This is a genomic window from Desulfovibrio sp. UIB00, from assembly GCF_022508225.1.
In the GTDB taxonomy this organism is placed as follows: Bacteria; Desulfobacterota; Desulfovibrionia; order Desulfovibrionales; family Desulfovibrionaceae; genus Desulfovibrio.
Genome location: NZ_JAETXJ010000011.1, coordinates 56,975 through 72,561, shown reverse-complemented (window position 1 = coordinate 72,561; position 15,587 = coordinate 56,975). Strand labels below are relative to the sequence as shown.

At 55.5% G+C, this 15,587-nt stretch carries 14 protein-coding genes; 4 read left to right on the top strand and 10 right to left on the bottom strand.

The window, feature by feature from the left end; genetic code table 11:
- The first annotated feature begins 526 nt into the window (after window positions 1-526).
- The 3 genes from JMF94_RS14125 (at window position 527) to JMF94_RS14115 (ending at window position 4,258) form a co-directional block, all read left to right on the top strand.
- The gene (locus tag JMF94_RS14125; RefSeq protein ID WP_192113761.1) at window positions 527-1,231 is read left to right on the top strand and encodes a Crp/Fnr family transcriptional regulator; all 705 of its coding nucleotides are present in this window, start codon (window positions 527-529) and stop codon (window positions 1,229-1,231) included.
- A gap of 240 nt (window positions 1,232-1,471) precedes the next feature.
- A complete protein-coding gene (cooS, locus tag JMF94_RS14120) occupies window positions 1,472-3,367 on the top strand; it encodes an anaerobic carbon-monoxide dehydrogenase catalytic subunit (RefSeq protein ID WP_240825884.1) in 1,896 nt (631 codons plus the stop codon).
- Between the two features lie 87 nt (window positions 3,368-3,454).
- Window positions 3,455-4,258 (top strand): P-loop NTPase, encoded by an 804-nt coding sequence (locus JMF94_RS14115; protein ID WP_240825882.1) that lies wholly within the window; start codon window positions 3,455-3,457, stop codon window positions 4,256-4,258.
- A gap of 159 nt (window positions 4,259-4,417) precedes the next feature.
- Here JMF94_RS14115 and JMF94_RS14110 read toward each other — a convergent pair whose 3' ends face one another.
- The 7 genes from JMF94_RS14110 to trpS all read right to left on the bottom strand — a co-directional run bounded on the left by JMF94_RS14110 (window position 4,418) and on the right by trpS (window position 11,733).
- Complete coding sequence (locus JMF94_RS14110; RefSeq protein ID WP_240825880.1) at window positions 4,418-6,589, bottom strand: EAL domain-containing protein; 2,172 nt, start codon at window positions 6,587-6,589, stop codon at window positions 4,418-4,420.
- A 469-nt stretch (window positions 6,590-7,058) separates the two neighbouring features.
- A complete protein-coding gene (locus JMF94_RS14105; RefSeq protein ID WP_240825879.1) occupies window positions 7,059-7,625 on the bottom strand; it encodes a twin-arginine translocation pathway signal protein in 567 nt (188 codons plus the stop codon).
- 50 nt (window positions 7,626-7,675) lie between these two features.
- Window positions 7,676-8,284: a hypothetical protein gene (locus JMF94_RS14100; RefSeq protein ID WP_240825878.1), complete on the bottom strand. Its 609-nt coding sequence runs from the start codon at window positions 8,282-8,284 to the stop codon at window positions 7,676-7,678.
- A 440-nt stretch (window positions 8,285-8,724) separates the two neighbouring features.
- Window positions 8,725-9,378, bottom strand: coding sequence for a DUF599 domain-containing protein (locus JMF94_RS14095; protein ID WP_240825877.1), 654 nt, complete (start codon window positions 9,376-9,378; stop codon window positions 8,725-8,727).
- Window positions 9,379-9,575: 197 nt separating this feature from the next.
- Window positions 9,576-9,977 (bottom strand): pyridoxamine 5'-phosphate oxidase family protein, encoded by a 402-nt coding sequence (locus JMF94_RS14090; protein WP_240825876.1) that lies wholly within the window; start codon window positions 9,975-9,977, stop codon window positions 9,576-9,578.
- Window positions 9,978-10,061: 84 nt separating this feature from the next.
- Entirely contained in the window at window positions 10,062-10,502 is a 441-nt protein-coding gene (locus JMF94_RS14085; RefSeq protein ID WP_240825875.1) for a MarR family transcriptional regulator, read from the bottom strand.
- Window positions 10,503-10,665: 163 nt separating this feature from the next.
- Window positions 10,666-11,733 carry a tryptophan--tRNA ligase gene (trpS, locus tag JMF94_RS14080; RefSeq protein ID WP_209819116.1) on the bottom strand — a complete coding sequence of 356 codons (1,068 nt, stop codon included), beginning with the start codon at window positions 11,731-11,733 and terminating at the stop codon, window positions 10,666-10,668.
- A gap of 363 nt (window positions 11,734-12,096) precedes the next feature.
- On the opposite strand from trpS, the gene JMF94_RS14075 reads away from it, so the two are divergent.
- Window positions 12,097-12,525 carry a cupin domain-containing protein gene (locus tag JMF94_RS14075; RefSeq protein WP_240825874.1) on the top strand — a complete coding sequence of 143 codons (429 nt, stop codon included), beginning with the start codon at window positions 12,097-12,099 and terminating at the stop codon, window positions 12,523-12,525.
- A 170-nt stretch (window positions 12,526-12,695) separates the two neighbouring features.
- Here the strand turns inward: JMF94_RS14075 and JMF94_RS14070 are convergent, their stop codons facing one another.
- From JMF94_RS14070 to JMF94_RS14060, 3 genes are read right to left on the bottom strand one after another with little or no spacing between them, the layout of a single operon-like run.
- On the bottom strand, window positions 12,696-13,607 hold the full coding sequence (locus tag JMF94_RS14070) for an EamA family transporter (protein WP_240825873.1): 912 nt from the start codon (window positions 13,605-13,607) through the stop codon (window positions 12,696-12,698).
- Window positions 13,588-14,355 carry an alkaline phosphatase family protein gene (locus tag JMF94_RS14065; RefSeq protein ID WP_240825872.1) on the bottom strand — a complete coding sequence of 256 codons (768 nt, stop codon included), beginning with the start codon at window positions 14,353-14,355 and terminating at the stop codon, window positions 13,588-13,590. The genes JMF94_RS14070 and JMF94_RS14065 overlap by 20 nt, the downstream gene beginning before the upstream one ends.
- Window positions 14,355-15,380: a hypothetical protein gene (locus tag JMF94_RS14060; RefSeq protein WP_240825871.1), complete on the bottom strand. Its 1,026-nt coding sequence runs from the start codon at window positions 15,378-15,380 to the stop codon at window positions 14,355-14,357. The genes JMF94_RS14065 and JMF94_RS14060 overlap by 1 nt, the downstream gene beginning before the upstream one ends.
- Window positions 15,381-15,587: the final 207 nt, after the last annotated feature.

The window sequence follows — 15,587 nt, the reverse complement described above, 5'->3', positions numbered from 1 at the left end:
GTCCCTCTTCGGGGTGCTTCGGGGGGGATGCAAGGGGGGCCGAGAAGGGGGCGTAGCCCCATAACCGGCCCCGCCTTGCTGCGCGCCGCACAGGCGTACCAAACTCCGCCGGACGGCAGAAGATCGCGCCCGAAGGGCAGAAAGGATTTGCTCTACAATGGGCAAAAATTGCTCTGCATCGCCTCCAAACTTCGCCGGATGGCGGAAGATAGCACCCGAAGGGCAGCAAAATCTAAAGGTTCACCTCAACTGAGAGGCAAATTCTAAGCCTTTGAGGTCCAAACGCGCTACAGGATGCGGAATCAAGTGCCCGAAGGGCAGCAAAATACTTAAACTCTACGATGAGCAGAAATTGCGCACCACTCAGGCGACCCAAACCTTGTCGTGTAGCGAAATCTTTGACGAATTTGCACATGGGCTATATGTTTAAATCAGTAGTGAGGGATTACTGTGGAATGACCGATCAAATGTCGACATGCTGAGTATCCCCGTGAATCAGTGAGCATGCCGGAAGCAGGAGAATCCCATGAAGTTTACCTCAGTCAATTTGCTGGATGAACTGGCCAAGCCGGAATTCTCCTCGTTGCTTTCCGCTTTTCATGAGCGCAGTTTCCCCAAAAACAGCATGATTTTTACGCCCAGCTATGATGAAGAGCTGGAAAGTTCCCCAACGCCAGTTTCTTCAGCAGGGGAGCGGCTGACAGCCGGCAATTACGTGTTCATTGTGAGCAAGGGCCTTGTGCGCGTATATCTTGCCTATGGCGAAAAGGAATTTACCCTCGCCTTTCTCAAACCGGGCGATGTGTACGTCAGCCATTCAAGCGCGCAGGTGCAGGCTGTGGAAGATACCACAATCCTGCTGGTGGACACGCCCACGTTTAACCAGCGCATGATGTCTGTGCCGCAGTTTACGGTAACTGTTGTACGAGTGCTTGGCGGTATTCTCAAAAATACATTCAGCATTGTTGATGGCCTTGCGCTTCGCGATGTTTCTGCCCGCCTGGCTCGTCATCTTGTTTCTGCCGCGCAAGAAAGCGCTCCTGGTCCCGATGGCCGCCGCCGCGTCCGCCTGCAGCTTTCAGGCGAGATGTTGGCCCAGACCCTCGGGGCGTCCCGCCAGACCATTTCCACCTTGCTGACCGACTTGACCCGCTCCGGCATTCTGCTCAAGGAGCAGCGCGGCGTGTATTGCATTCTCGACGAAGGTCGTCTTCGCGAACTTCTGGACTAACCCGCCAAAATTTTCTTCTGCTCAGCTCTTTCCAGTTATCAATTTCTGACTTTTTTACTATTTTTTACTGTGTTCATGGTAAAAATATAATTATTTTATGCGATTAACTTGATATAAAAATCATCACCGTTCCTTTGTCGCACATCTGACAGACGCCCTTGCCTGACTGTGATACCAGTATGACAAAGATTGCGGCGCAGACTTGGCGCGCCGTGTAACCTCAAGTTTTGTGGGGCAGCTATGGAAAGCAAAAAGCGCGACATCAATGACATGTCCATATGGGATGATGCCAAAAGTATGCTGGCAAAGGCCAGAGCAGATGGCGTAGAAACTGCCTGGGACAGGCTGAATCAGCAAACGCCGCATTGCCGTTTTTGCGAGCTTGGCACCACTTGCCGCAACTGCGTCATGGGGCCGTGCCGTATCAGTGCCAAGGCCGAACCCGGCGGAAAACTTTCTCGCGGCGTGTGTGGCGCAGACGCCGATGTGATTGTGGCCCGCAACTTTGGGCGCTTCATCGCAGGCGGTTCAGCCGGGCATTCGGATCACGGGCGTGATGTGATCGAGGCCCTGGAGGCAGTGGTGGAAGGCCGCGCCCCCGGCTATCAGATTCGGGACGAGGCCAAACTGCGGCGCATTGCCGCTGAACTGGGCGTTGCGACAGAAGGGCGCGAGACGCTTGATGTGGCCTCCGATGTGGTGGATGCCTGCTACAGCGATTTTGGCAGCAGGCGCAAGGCGGTCAATTTTGTCTCCCGTGTTCCGGCCAAGCGCCGCGAGCTGTGGGAAAATCTCGACATCACTCCGCGCGGGGTTGACCGCGAAATTGCCGAAATGATGCACCGCACCCACATGGGCTGCGATAACGATGCGCCCAATACCATGCTGCATGCGGCGCGCTGCGCCCTGGCTGATGGCTGGGCTGGATCCATGATTGCCACTGAGCTGTGCGACGTGCTTTTCGGTACTCCCAAACCCAAGATGTCCACCGCCAATCTTGGTGTCATCAAAAAAGACACGGTCAACATACTGGTGCACGGCCACAATCCTGTGGTGTCCGAGATGATTCTGGACGCGGCTCGCGACCCTGAAATGATCGAGCTTGCCAAAAAGAACGGAGCAACCGGCATCACAGTTGCCGGGTTGTGCTGTACCGGCAATGAGCTGCTCATGCGCCAGGGCATCCCCATGGCTGGCAACCACCTGATGACGGAGCTGGCAATCGTGACCGGCGCTGTGGAAGTTGTGGTGGTGGACTATCAGTGCATCATGCCGAGTCTGGTGCAGGTGACTGGCTGCTACCACACCCGCTTTATCGACACAGCAGCCAAGGCGCGCTTTACCGGGGCCATCCATTTTAATTTCCATCCCGAAAATGCGAGGGAAGAAGCCCGCAAGATCGTACGCATGGCGGTGGATGCGTTCTTGGAGCGTGACCCCAAGCGTGTGGAAATCCCCGGTGAACCTGTCAACATCATGACCGGTTTCTCCAACGAGGCCATTCTTGAGGCTCTGGGCGGCTCGCTTGATCCCTTGCTGGATGCCGTCAAGGCTGGCACTGTGCGCGGGTTTGTGGGCGTGGTTGGTTGCAACAACCCCAAGATCAAGCACGACTCGGCCAACGTGGGCCTCATGAAGGCGCTTATCAAAAAAGATATTATGGTTCTGGCCACAGGTTGCGTCACCACTGCGGCGGGCAAGGCCGGGCTGCTGGTGCCCGAGGGCGCTTCCATGGCCGGGCCAGGGCTGCAAAGCCTGTGCGGGGCGCTGGGCATTCCGCCTGTGCTGCACCTCGGCAGCTGCGTGGATAACGCCCGTATTTTGCAGCTATGCGCGCTGATCGCCAATGCTCTGGGCGTGGATATCTCCGATCTGCCTGTGGGCGCGTCCTCGCCGGAATGGTACTCTGAAAAAGCGGCGGCCATCGGTCTGTATGCCGTTGCCAGCGGCATTTACACGCATCTGGGTCTGCCGCCCAACATTCTTGGCTCGGAAAAGGTGACAGATATCGCCCTGAACGGTCTGGAACAGATTGTGGGCGCATCCTTTGTGGTGAATGACGATCCCGAAAAGGCAGCTGACCTGCTGGATGCGCGCATCCGGCTGAAGCGGCAGGGCCTTGGCCTGCAACCTTAGGCCAGCGTGTTTTGCAGGGCGGGTGGGCAAGGCCTGCCCGCTCTGTGCAAAGCTCAAGGACTAATACATAAACCACAGGGGGATTGCATGAAGATTGCCGTTTCTGGCAAGGGCGGCGTGGGCAAAACCTCCATCACCGCCTGGCTTGGCGATTATCTGGCGCGGCGCGGAGAAAAAGTCTGGCTTGTGGATGCCGACACGGCGCTTTCGCTCGGGCAGGCCTCTGGTTTGGCGCGGGCTGATTTGCCGGAGGCCCTCACCCAGCGCGCCGCATTGATTGAAGAACGCATTCGCCCCGCTGGCAAGGGCGGCATGATGGACCTTGATCCGCATGTCAGCGATCTGCCCGAGGCTCTGTCAGCCCTCCTGCCTGTTGCAGGGGATGGGGGGAAAACCGCTGGAGACAAACGTTTGTTGGTCATGGGGCCCTTGACCAGCGCCGGGGGCGGCTGCGCTTGTGAAAGCAACGCCCTGCTCAAGGCCCTGCTGGCGCACCTGGTGCTCGACAGGCGTGAATGGGTGCTGGTGGACATGGAGGCCGGTGTGGAGCACTTGGGCCGAGGAACCGTGGCCCATGTGGATGCCTTGCTGGTGGTATCCGAGCCGAGCATGCGCTCGCTGGAAACAGCGGCGGAGGTTGCTCGCATGGCTGGCGATCTGGGCCTGCACCGTCAGGTGCTGGTGCTGAACAAGGCTACTCCTGATCAGACAGCCGATCTGCCGCCTATAGCCGATCTGCCGCAACAACGCGTCAGCATGCCTGATCTTGAGCCGCTACGTGCACGCCAGTTGCGCTCTGGCTCTGTTCTGGGGCTGGGCGACGAAACAGAAAAAATGCTGGATAGCTTTTGCGCCAGCCTGTTGCAAAAAATCGAAGGCGAATCCGTCTGAAGAAGGTAGCGCAGGCTTTGCCCGTCACGCGGCCTTGGCCCTGTCTGACAGGGTATGATTGCGGCAGATTGGTGAGAGTTCAAGCTATTAAGTTCAGGCCCCGGTTATGCCGGGGCTTTTTGCGTGATGGGGCATGCAGAAAAAACGTCTGCTGCTGCCTTAGGCTTCCTGATCCTTCTGCTCGTTGTAGCGCAGCACAAAGTCCAGGCAGTCCGCACCAGAAAGCGGGCGGCTGAAATAATAGCCCTGAAACGTATGGTAGCCTATGCCCGTAAAAACGCGCAACTGTTGCTCGTCCTCCACGCCCTCCACCACGGTGGTTATGCGCAGGCTGCGGCTCAAATCCAGAATGCTGCGCACGATCTGCTCCTGCACGTTGCTGTTGAGGCTTTCTGTGAGGGAGCGGTCAACCTTGACCGTGGTCACGGGGAAGGCGCGGATGTAGCGCAACGATGTGTGACCCATGCCGAAATCATCAATGGCAAGGCGTACTCCAAGCACACGCAAACGGGTAAGCAGATCAAGGGTTCGGGCGTCCGGCTCCAGAATGGAAGATTCCGTAATCTCCAGCTCCAGCTGGGTGGGTGTAAGGCCCAGGCCGTGCAGCGTACCAAGCACCATCTGGGCAAAGTTGGCATTGCGCAACTGACTGGGAGTGATATTCACGGCGATCACAAGGTCATGCGGAACTGTGGGCTGCCATGCAGCGCGCAGTTTGCAGGCCTCAAGCAGAACAAATTTGCCCAGCCGGTCAATGAGGTTTGTGTCTTCGGCAAGCGCAACAATAATGGGCGGGGCCACAGGGCCATATATGGGGTGATCCCACCGCAGCAGGGCTTCCACGCCTGCCACGCGTTTTGCTGCATGGTCGCACTGTGGCTGGAATACAAGATAAAGCTGACCGTCATTGGCGTTTAGCGACCGCTCAAGGTCTGAGGCAAGCGTGTGGGCAAGGCGGCCCACTTCGCCGGGAATGTTCAGGCACTTGCGGTTGTCGGGAGACCCAGAATCGCAGCGGTTGGCAATTTGCAGCAGGCTGTGCATAACCTGTTTGCCGTGCTTTTCGCGCACTGCGTCAGAGAGAGCCACAAAGGGCAGATAGATGAGGAAGCCCAGCCCAAGGTTTATCATCTGCAAAATGGAGCCATTGATGCTGCCAGTGGCGACATAGCCGCTGACCAGCGGGGGGATGGTCCAGGCAACCCCCACCGTGGTATGCGGCACAAAGCCAATAATTGTTGCAAGGTAGGCCACTACGGTTTGTACCGCCGGCACCAGAATAAAAGGAATGGCAAAGGCGGGATTGAGCATCAGGGGAATGCCAAAAATAAGCGGCTCATTAACGTTGCACATGGCCGGAACCAGCGCAAACAGGCAGAGTTTTTTCATACCCCAGTCGCGGCAGCGTACCAGAACGGCAAAGCATAGGGCCAGGGTGGAGCCAGAGCCGCCCATGCGCGTAAATGTATCAAAAAATATTTTTGTGAACACAAAAGGCGGCTCGTTGCCATACATTACGGCTTTGGCATTAACGAGGCCCGCAGGGGTGAGGATGTTCACATCCACCGAATTGAGCACGTTGGGGCCATGAGCGCCGAAAAACCAGAGCACTTGCGAGGTGAAGCTGTAGAGCAGGCCAAAGCCGAGGCCATTGCCGCTATGCTGAAAGGGCAGGGTAAGCAGTTTGCTTGTTGCGGCATGCAGGTCTGGTGCCCCCCATAGTGTCAGCAGAAAGCGGATAAACCCAAAGAGCAAGATTGTTAACATGGCCGCAGGCATAACCGTGACCACATCGCGGACAACCGGATCATGCCCGGCCATTTCTTCCGACAGATGAAAAATCCGGTACCGCGCCAGACGCACAAATACGGCGCTGCCCGCCATGGCCACGCACATGGCAAGCAGAAGGCCTCTGTCCATGGAAAAGCTGATGGTCCAGGAACTTGTTTCTTCTGGCGCAACAATGACAAAAAAGCAGGAGAGAACCACCAGCGAACTCAGCATGGGGCTGACTGCTGGGGCAGAAGGATTGGTCAGATTGGCCCGCATGGCGCTGGCTCCGCCCAGTGCACAGGCCAGGGCCAGAGCGGATATGCCGAATGTGCCTGCCACAAGGGTGTCGCACGCGCGCATCCCCACGGGGCCAAGCAGGGCGTCAACGGCATTTTGCGCGGCTTCAAAGGGCAAATTGCGCAGCAGAAGGGTGAATGAGCCGATCATTATGAGCGGCAAAACAATGAACAGCCCTCGCCGTATGGCAAGAAAAAATGGCCTTCCGCTCAAATTATCAAGCAGGCACAAGAGGGATTGGGCTAGCGGTTTGCTGTTCATATGCAGAGTGTCGCTTGCAAGTCCACCTTCTACGGCTCAGTGTTATGGTCAGACTGTGAGCCGTTTGCTCGGATTCGTGTCAAAGACCCATAAAGGCACCGGCATCAGGGGTTGCCGTGCCAGCCTGCAAGCTGTCTGCAATCGCACCCGGCAAGGAGGCCCATTTGAGCGATCCTGCAATGCATGTTGGGTGACTTATTATCAACCTATGTAATATCAGGCCAAAAAACAATCAAGGGGTCAGGGATGTTAGCGGCAAAGATCGTACGATTTTCAGAAAAAAGGGAATAGGGCAGATCGGCAGGCAGTTCAGGTGGCGATTGCGCATGTAAACTTGAGCACAAAAGAGTATGGCGCATCAAGGGGGCACTATCCCAACCGCAAGCGTAAAAAACGGCGGCCTACCTTGAACCGTAAGCCGCCGTTTATGCACTTTAAAAGGCTATTTCAAGTAGAAGAAAATCAGAGGCTACTTGCTCGGATGTATTTCAGTTATTTTGCTGCCCTGAATACCCAAGCCAGCCATCAGCCCCTTCTGGTTGAAGAAAAATGCGTACACCCCTGAGCGAGCCGTGGTAGTGGTAAATGATCTGGCCATTCCCTCATCCACTATAACTACGCTGGGGCCGACACCTATCTCCCATCCTCCACTGCTTTTCAGATACTTCAGGTCGTCATCCGAAAGAAAAAACAGAGCATAGCCAAACTTCTGTATCCCGGCCTGCAACCCGTAGGATGCTGCCACGCTACGATAGAAGCCCTTGGTTTTGCCTCCAACCCGCAGGGCGCCTTCGCCGAATTGACCGCCAATGATAAGGCCGCCCTTGACTATATTGGGAAAGACAAGGATTCCCTTGGCCGTGCTTCCCATTTTTTTCGCCGCAGGGCTTGAAGCATATAACTGGTTCAACGCAGCAGTAACATCATAATTGATGGATGCCGCGCTGTCTGCCACGGAGGGTGCTGGAAGAGCAACGACCATGAGTGCAAGCAGGGATAAGAAGATCATCAAACGCCGAAGCATTTTCCCGTTCATTGACCACTCCCCTCTCTAATATGGCCCTTGAATACACCAGGCTTATAGAATCAACGCTTGGAACCCTGCTTGGAGCTCTGTTTAGAGCTCTTGCGTACGGCGATATCAACAACCTCAAGATAACTTATGCCCAGCGTATCCCCGACCTTAAGTTTTTTGAGGTTCTCTGGATTTTGCACCTTGACCACCACCACAGAACCGTTGGCGAGTTCAAGCTTGGCCAGCTCGTTGACTTTATCCATGGCAAGTATCTTGGCGGTAAAGTTCGATTCCCTTACTCCCATGCCCTGCGGCTGGGATCCGGGTTTGGCCCTGACAACAGCAGTAGCCTGTTCGTCAGCTACAGAACCAGGCTCAGCCAACCATACTGTCAGTTCACGCCCGTAGGAAATATCGACCATATCTCCTTTCTTTACGCGCCGCAGATTAACGGCTTCCTTGCTCACATGAATAATAAACAAATCACCCTGAAGGCTGCTCAAGGTTACCTTGCGCGCTTTGAGATCAACAGCTTCAACCTTTGCCACCGTGCTCTCAATCTCAGAGCTCATCACCAGCGTTTCATTTGGCTGGGCAGAAGGTTGAGGGACATTTTTGCTGCAAGCCATCAAACATATGGTCATAAGCCCTAGCACCAATCCAGAAAATACAATCTTCATGCCTTTCCCTCCCATGGTTGACTTTTCCATTTGATTACAAACATTCGTTGACAAAAAGAAAGTACCTCTTGCCTATTAAGCAGTCAATTCTATCTGACTTGCGTCAAGGTTAAAACAATGCGCATACCTAAATAAACTGCATATAAAAACTGCATGCTAGTGATAACAGTGGTGAGTACGCCGTTAATTATGCTTGCACGAAGCGTTTATATCAGGCAGTTGAATACGCTGTACTGCAAAGATGAAGATTGAAGTGAGTTATAGAAATTTGATAATGTTCTCGCACATACTGTTATTTTTGTCAGGATGCTTTATTTACATGATTGTATTCATAAAAAATTAAAATTAATACGCATATAGCTGCGTTAACTTGTACGTAAATTCAGAATTTTTTTACGAGATTATTAAGAATAGAATGGAATGATATTTCAAGATAATATCTAACTCTCTTTGTGTTGTGGCGTTTTATCAAGAATAAAGATGATGCTGATCAGAAACGCAGTGCCAAAAATCATGAACTGCGCGCCAAAAATCCAGAAAACCAGCGGCACGCTGAAATAGAAGGCGCGCATTCCCAAATAAAAGTGGTTTGCGCCCATATTCAGGTATTTTTCTGACATGCTGCCAAGCTGATCGGAATCCTGTTGGTCGGCTTCCGCGCCCAGCATAAAGGCCACATGCGTGTAGAGCCTGAGAGATGAGGCAAAGCAAAAAAAAGCCAGAAAAAAATTCAGCAAAAGGGCAAGAATCTTGAAAGCAAACATGCCCGGCTCCACAGAACCAAAAAAGTTAAGCGAGTGCCATGTATGCCTGACATTTTCCCCATTGCCTGTAAGGGAGAGCACCCCCACAGCCAGCAAAACGCTTGTTGAGGCCATGAAGGTGGAGGCCATGGTGGCGTTACGCAGGGTTTGCACGGCAAGAATGCCATTCTTTTTTTCAAGAATGGACGCCACCCACTTAACCCTTGCGGTCCGCGATATGCCGTGGATTGTGTAGCCGGGATTGGATGATTCCCTTAAGCGGATGTAGAGATTATAAGCGGTGTACAGAGCCACGGAAATGCAGAAACATAAAAGATCAAAAGTATACATGCAGCCCCCGAGGGAGAAAAAGTCACTGAGCTTTTGCCCGCAATCCTGTATACCTCCGCAAGCCGATCCGAAGCAACCGATGTGCTCATAGAGGCAGGGTATGACTATTGCCGGGAGGCCGCACCTTCAGCCACTCATGCCAGCCACAGAGAGTACCCCTGCGTGACATGCGGAACTGAAGGTGCGTTTTTATCGTGTTAGAAGCTGAAAGACTGAGGCGGATTGCCGCTGAAATCAAACATGAAGGCCGTACCGTGATCAACGCTGAAAACCGTAAAATCAGGGTTTTCTGCCGAGCCGTAGATTGAGCGCACAAGGCCGTTGCTTTCAATGATGCGTCGCTTGATCGCCATGTCATCGTCCAGATTGGCCTGACCTTTTACGCGGAGGGTCTCCATTTTGGGCGACATGCAGGCAAACTCCAGCCGGGAGTCGCTCTGCAACTGGGCAAAGGTTTCTTTTGAGCGCGCAGTGCAGAACCACAGGCGGCCGTTTTCCGCAAACTGAAACTGGAAGGGCCGTACGCGGGCCGCGCCGGAATCAGAAGTGGCAAGAAAAACCGTGGTGTTGGCAGAAAGAAAATCGATTACTTTTTGCATTGTGAACTCCTTTTTATTCTATGTCGAACTATTGTTTTACAAAAAAACATCCAAAGCACAGTGCGTTGGATGCTTTTGCGGGTATCAGAATATGTTTTTCAGGCTGATGTTGCGCAGCACTCTTTCCAGCCCTGCAACAAGGGCTTCCCTTTCGGCGTGGGGCATGTCGCCCCACACGGCTTCCAGCAGCGTCTGGGAGATGGCGTCAAAATCAGCCTTGGCAGCAAGCGCTTTGCCGGAAAGCGAAACCAGCGTAACCCGCGAATCTTCCTGCGAGGGAGATTTGGTTACGTAGCCCGCCTGCTCCAGTTTGCCGACCAGCGTGGTCACGGTGTTTTTTTGTTTGCCTATGGCCTCGGCAAGCGCGCTCATATGCATGGGGCCGCGCGTAAACAGGGCCTGCAAAATGGCGCCGTGAGATGGGGCCATGCCGCCGTGTCCGCGCTTTTCAAGCTCAGCGACAATAAGATTGTTGGCCTGCTCGCGCACCCGGCCTATGAGGGCAACAATGTGATCGGTCTTCATGTGGGGAATTTATTTCGATATAGAACTAATGTCAAGCCTGTCATGAGCGGCGCACCGCAGAAGAAGCAAAAATCCCCGGCACTGCCTGAGGGCATTGCCGGGGATGGCTGGTATGGTACGGCGCAATTATCTGCGCTTCGGGCAACCCGTCTGAGTGGGCTGTTTACTTGGATTGCAGCTTGAGGCCCGCTTCAAAGTGGTTCAGCTTCATGGCCCGGCGAACCTTTTCAAGGGTTTTGGCGGCCTTGTCATAGGCCTTTTCCGTACCTTTCTTGAGCACGTCAATGACGAAAGGAATGTCCTGTTCGTATTGCTGCCTGCGGGTGCGGATGGGGCCGAGGATCTGCTGCATGACTTCGTTGAGGAACTTCTTCACCGCCACGTCTCCAAGGCCGCCGCGCTGGTAGTGGGCCTTCATTTCGTCCAGATTGGGGTAGGGTGAATTGAACTTGGCAAAGTCTTCCGGCACGGCAAAGGCGTCCAGATAGGTGAACACGGTATTGCCCTCAATCTTGCCGGGATCGGAAGCCTTGAGGTGGCCAGGGTCGGTGAACATGCTGAAAATTTTGTCGTGAACTTCCTTCTCGGAGTCGCTCAGATAGATGCAGTTGCCGATGGACTTGCTCATCTTGGCCTTGCCGTCAATGCCGGGCAGGCGCAGGCAGGCGGCGTTCTGTTCCAGCAGGATCTGCGGTTCCACCAGAGTTTCGCCGTAGGTGCTGTTGAACTTGCGCACGATTTCCACGGTCTGTTCCAGCATGGGCTTCTGGTCTTCGCCTACCGGCACGGCGGTGGCCTCAAAAGCCGTGATGTCTGCCGCCTGGCTGATGGGGTAGGTGAAGAATCCCACGGGGATGCTCTGCTCAAAATTTTTCTGGGCAATCTCTGCCTTGACCGTGGGGTTGCGCTGGAGGCGCGACACGGTGACAAGGTTCATGTAGTGGAAGCTCAGTTCATAAAGCTGCGGCAACTGGGACTGAATGAAGATGGAGGACTTTTCCGGGTCAATGCCGCAGGCAAGGTAGTCCAACGCCACTTCAAGAATGTTGTTGCGCACTTTTTCAGGATTGTCGGCATTGTCGGTCAGAGCCTGCGCATCGGCCAGCATGATGTAGATTTCATCAAATTTGCCAGAATTTTGCAGCAAAACGCGCTGCTTGAGCGATCCGGCGAAGTGTCCGATGTGCAGCTTACCCGTGGGGCGATCCCCGGTCAGAATGATATTGCTCATAATGTTCTGCGTATGCCCTGGGCAAGGGCATCAGGAACGCAGCCTCCATGCGTGAATTTTTTGCTGTACGGAGCGGGCTTGCTCCATAAATATGCAACCGTGCCGCCATGTTTGCACATTCGGCAGGGCGTAGGCTTTTGCCTATACACCAAGCATGCGCAGGCCACAAGGGGCAAGGCCTGTAAGGGCGACAGTTTGGCGCTTTGATTGGGAAATTATTCACTTGCGAGCGGTATTGTGTGGGCGTATGGTCAGGGCGTCAGCAGCAGTTTGCCGCCTGCGTGCCGATATGTTTTTATTGTTCTTTGATTCCATTGCGTTATATGCATTTATAGAGTGTGTTCATGTAACGGGAGTGTGATCATGAAAAAGATGCTTTTTGCCGCAGCGCTGTGTTCACTGGTATTTGCCGGAACGGCTCTTGCGGGCGAACCGCAGCTCTACCCAAAGGATTCCTTGAAAACCTGGAACCGTGATAACGTGGCGGGCGGTCAGGGAACCTTGTTTGGTCAGTTCGGCTTTACCCGCAACGACGCCTCCAAGGACATGGTCATCAAGGAAATCGGCTGGATGACTTTGCAACCGGGCGCTTCCATTGGCATGCACAAGCATGAAAACAATGAAGACGCCTACATCATCGTTTCCGGCGAGGGCGTGTTCACCGACAGCGCGGGCAAGGAAACTCCGGTGAAAGGCGGCGACATCACCATCGCCCGTCCTGGCGACGCTCATGCGCTCAAATGCAGCGGTAGCGTACCGCTGGTATTTCTGGATGTGATCGGTCAGCGCTAATACTTCAATCTGTCAGGGCAAGATCAGCCCGATAAATATACCCCATCAGGCAAACAAAGCACGGCAGTCCGTACGCTGCTTCTTTGAAAGTCTGATGGGGTTTGTATTTGGTGGACGAGGTTGTATTTGGTGGCTTGGGGTGTCAGCGCAATGGCATCCAGCGATCCGCACTATTCGCTGGTTTTGTCAGTGGTCAGCAGAAATACCGCACTGAGAACCAGCGCGCCACCCAACCAGCCGGACGCGCTGAAACTTTCATTCCAGAACAGCCAGACCCAAAGAGTGCCGAGCACCGGCTCCAGATGGCAGGTAACTGCTGCCCGCACAAGGCTGATGCGTTTCAACCCTTGCCCGTAGCAGATGTAGGCCATGTAGCAGGTGAGCAGCCCCAGGGCGAACAGCCAACCCCATGTGTCCAGGGCGTGATCCACATGCACCGGGCCGCAGAAGCCCAGAGCCACCACACCACCCAGCAGCATGAAGCCATAAATGCTGGCTGTGGAATAACGGCGTTGCCACCAGCGGTAAAAGGGATAGTGCGTGGCATAGCACAGGCCGGAGAGCAGGCCAAAGCCAATGCCCGCAAGGGATGTTTCGCCAGGCAGGCTGCCGCCGGAAAAACAGACCAGCGCCGTGCCGGAAAGGGCAATGAGCACGGCCAGCGCCTTGCGCCGTGTTATGTGTTCGCCAAACAAAAAGCGCGAAAAAACAGCCACCCACACCGGGGCAGTATACAGCAGCACCACGGCGGTTGCGCCGCCGCTGAGCTTGATGGCCATTTGCATGGCACCGAAAAACACCCCAACGCCCCATGCGCCAAAAAGCATAAACGTCAGGGCATGGCGTAAGGGAATGCGCAGCCCCCCGGTCAAAGCGGCGTGCGCCAAAAAGAAAGCGCAGCCTATGGCCGCCCGCCAAAAGGCCGTTTCAAGCGGCAATACGCCCGCATACTGGCAAAACTTGGAAACAACACCCAGCAGCGACCACAGCAGGGCCGCCAGCAAAATCCATACATAGCCGTTAAACATGTTCTGTCGCATGAGCTTGGTGGAGGTGCAGGGGTTATTCAATGCCGAGCGCACGGCATACAAGCCCTGCAATCTGCGTCTGATCTGTGGGCAACGGGGTGTTTTTAAATCCTTCGCCCGTCAGCCACAGGGGAATTCGCCGGGTGGCTTCGCTGTTGTCGTTGTGGCTGCCGTCGTCGTCCATGCCGTGATCGCTGGTGACCAGAACCGCATAGCCTGCCGCCGTCCATTCCGGCAGCCAGCGGGCCAGCAGCCCATCGGCCCTGCGGGCGGCATCCCGGTATTTCTTGCTGTCTGCGCCGTGCAGATGGCCTGCGTTGTCAATGCCCATGCTGTGCGCCAGCAGCAGATGCGGTTCATGGCGCCGCCGCAGGCAGGCCGCATCGTGAAAAATCTCATCGTCCGGGTAGGCATCGGTGCAGTAAAACAGGCCGTGGGCAATGGGCAGGGCCGCATCGTCTGTAATACGGTCGCGCCCCGGCTCAAAGGGGGCCACGTTGCACAACTCGCTCATCCAGTGGTAGGCAGCGGCGGCGGTGGTCAGGCCTGCGGCCTGCGCGCGGCTGAAAATGGTTGGCGCGGGGCAGAGCCGGGCATCATCATTATGCATAATGCCGCTTTGCGCCGGGCGCAGACCTGTGAGCAGTGTGGCGTAAATGGGGCGGGAGAGCGGCGGCAGTTCGCCTTGCAACTCCGTATGGCGTGCCAGCCCCGCATCGGCGAGCGACTGCATGTAACTCATGCAGCGGCGGGCCGTGGCGGCGGCAAGGCCATCAAGCAGCACAAAGACCACGCGCTGCATCACCAGTCCCCTTTGCCTGCCGGGCGAGGGCCGAAATCAAGGCCGGGGGCTTGCTCTCGCAGTTGGGCGGCGGTGAGCCCGCGCACTGCGTAATTGCGCGTCAGCCACGCCAGAAAATCATAAATTTTTGTGTACAGGGCATCGGCGGCTTTTTGATCGGGGATATTGGGGGAGCCGCCGGGGAGCATTTCTGACGAATGCCAGAACAGGCTCAAAACCCGTCCGCCGCGTGCCATGTGCAGGCGCGTAGCCGCCCGCATGACGGCGGTGCTGTGCCATACCGGGTTGGGGCTCAATGCTCCCCAGAAATGAAAGGAATCGGTCCAGGCCGCGCCTTTGGCGCAACCATGCCACAGCCGGGCCAGCGTGCGCGAAAGCGGAATCTGTGTGACCGGCGACTCCAGCAGGCCGGGGGCGTCCTCAAGCCAGTACGGGTCGGAGGGCGCAAGGAAATGATCCGGCCCGTCATGGAAAACACGCAAGGGGCACACCGAACTGTCAAAGGTGATGCCTTCCTCCGCCAGCAGGGGGCGAACAGTGGATTTGAGATCCCAGCGTCCCATGCGGAAGCTGGTCAGATCCGCGCCCTGGAATTCGCGTCCGGCATCCAGCAGGGTACGCAGGCGCTGGCGCAGCAATTCTCGCGGCAGGCGGTCTGTGCGGGTGGGCGGCCCCTGTTTTTCCGGGGCGGGCTGGGTCGTGTCGTCCCCAAGCGGCGGCGTGCTCCAGTGGTGCAGGTGCGCGGCTATTTCCGCATTGCAGTGGTCGCGCATCCAGGCCAGATGGGAACAGGCCTCGGCATTGGCAAAAACCGTGTGCGCGCAAAACAGCGTGAGCGGGAAACCCAGCTCACTGGTGAGGGGGGCAAGCCTGCGCAGCAGGGCCACATTGCGCACGCCGCAGCCTCTCGCCGCATAATTGCCGGAAAATAGCCCCTCTTCTTCCACATCAAGGCTCACAATCACCCGCAGGGCGGGTTTGTCAGCCTGATTATTAAAGGATGTGTCATTGGTGCAGTCAGTCATTCCTTAACTGTAAGCCCAAGCAGGGCGCATGGCAATCATGGGCGTTCCCGAGCCGCTCACCTGGGGGGCCTGCCTCAGGCGGTATAAAAAATTGCGTGTATTTTAAGTGTAATATGAGGTGGTGGCTTGGGCGGCCTTGCAAAACCGGGCGGAATGCATACAATAATGCATACGGCTGTTCGGCTTTTGCGCCGCAACTTTCAGCCG

Coding starts and splice junctions, on each gene's coding strand:
- JMF94_RS14100 (WP_240825878.1), bottom strand. CDS start 8,284: ATGAAGATTGTATTTTCTGGATTGGTGCTAGGGCTTATGACCATATGT.
- JMF94_RS14115 (WP_240825882.1), top strand. CDS start 3,455: ATGAAGATTGCCGTTTCTGGCAAGGGCGGCGTGGGCAAAACCTCCATC.
- JMF94_RS14105 (WP_240825879.1), bottom strand. CDS start 7,625: ATGAACGGGAAAATGCTTCGGCGTTTGATGATCTTCTTATCCCTGCTT.
- JMF94_RS14065 (WP_240825872.1), bottom strand. CDS start 14,355: ATGCAGCGCGTGGTCTTTGTGCTGCTTGATGGCCTTGCCGCCGCCACG.
- JMF94_RS14060 (WP_240825871.1), bottom strand. CDS start 15,380: ATGACTGACTGCACCAATGACACATCCTTTAATAATCAGGCTGACAAA.
- JMF94_RS14085 (WP_240825875.1), bottom strand. CDS start 10,502: ATGAAGACCGATCACATTGTTGCCCTCATAGGCCGGGTGCGCGAGCAG.
- JMF94_RS14095 (WP_240825877.1), bottom strand. CDS start 9,378: ATGTATACTTTTGATCTTTTATGTTTCTGCATTTCCGTGGCTCTGTAC.
- trpS (WP_209819116.1), bottom strand. CDS start 11,733: ATGAGCAATATCATTCTGACCGGGGATCGCCCCACGGGTAAGCTGCAC.
- JMF94_RS14090 (WP_240825876.1), bottom strand. CDS start 9,977: ATGCAAAAAGTAATCGATTTTCTTTCTGCCAACACCACGGTTTTTCTT.
- JMF94_RS14075 (WP_240825874.1), top strand. CDS start 12,097: ATGAAAAAGATGCTTTTTGCCGCAGCGCTGTGTTCACTGGTATTTGCC.
- JMF94_RS14125 (WP_192113761.1), top strand. CDS start 527: ATGAAGTTTACCTCAGTCAATTTGCTGGATGAACTGGCCAAGCCGGAA.
- cooS (WP_240825884.1), top strand. CDS start 1,472: ATGGAAAGCAAAAAGCGCGACATCAATGACATGTCCATATGGGATGAT.
- JMF94_RS14110 (WP_240825880.1), bottom strand. CDS start 6,589: ATGAACAGCAAACCGCTAGCCCAATCCCTCTTGTGCCTGCTTGATAAT.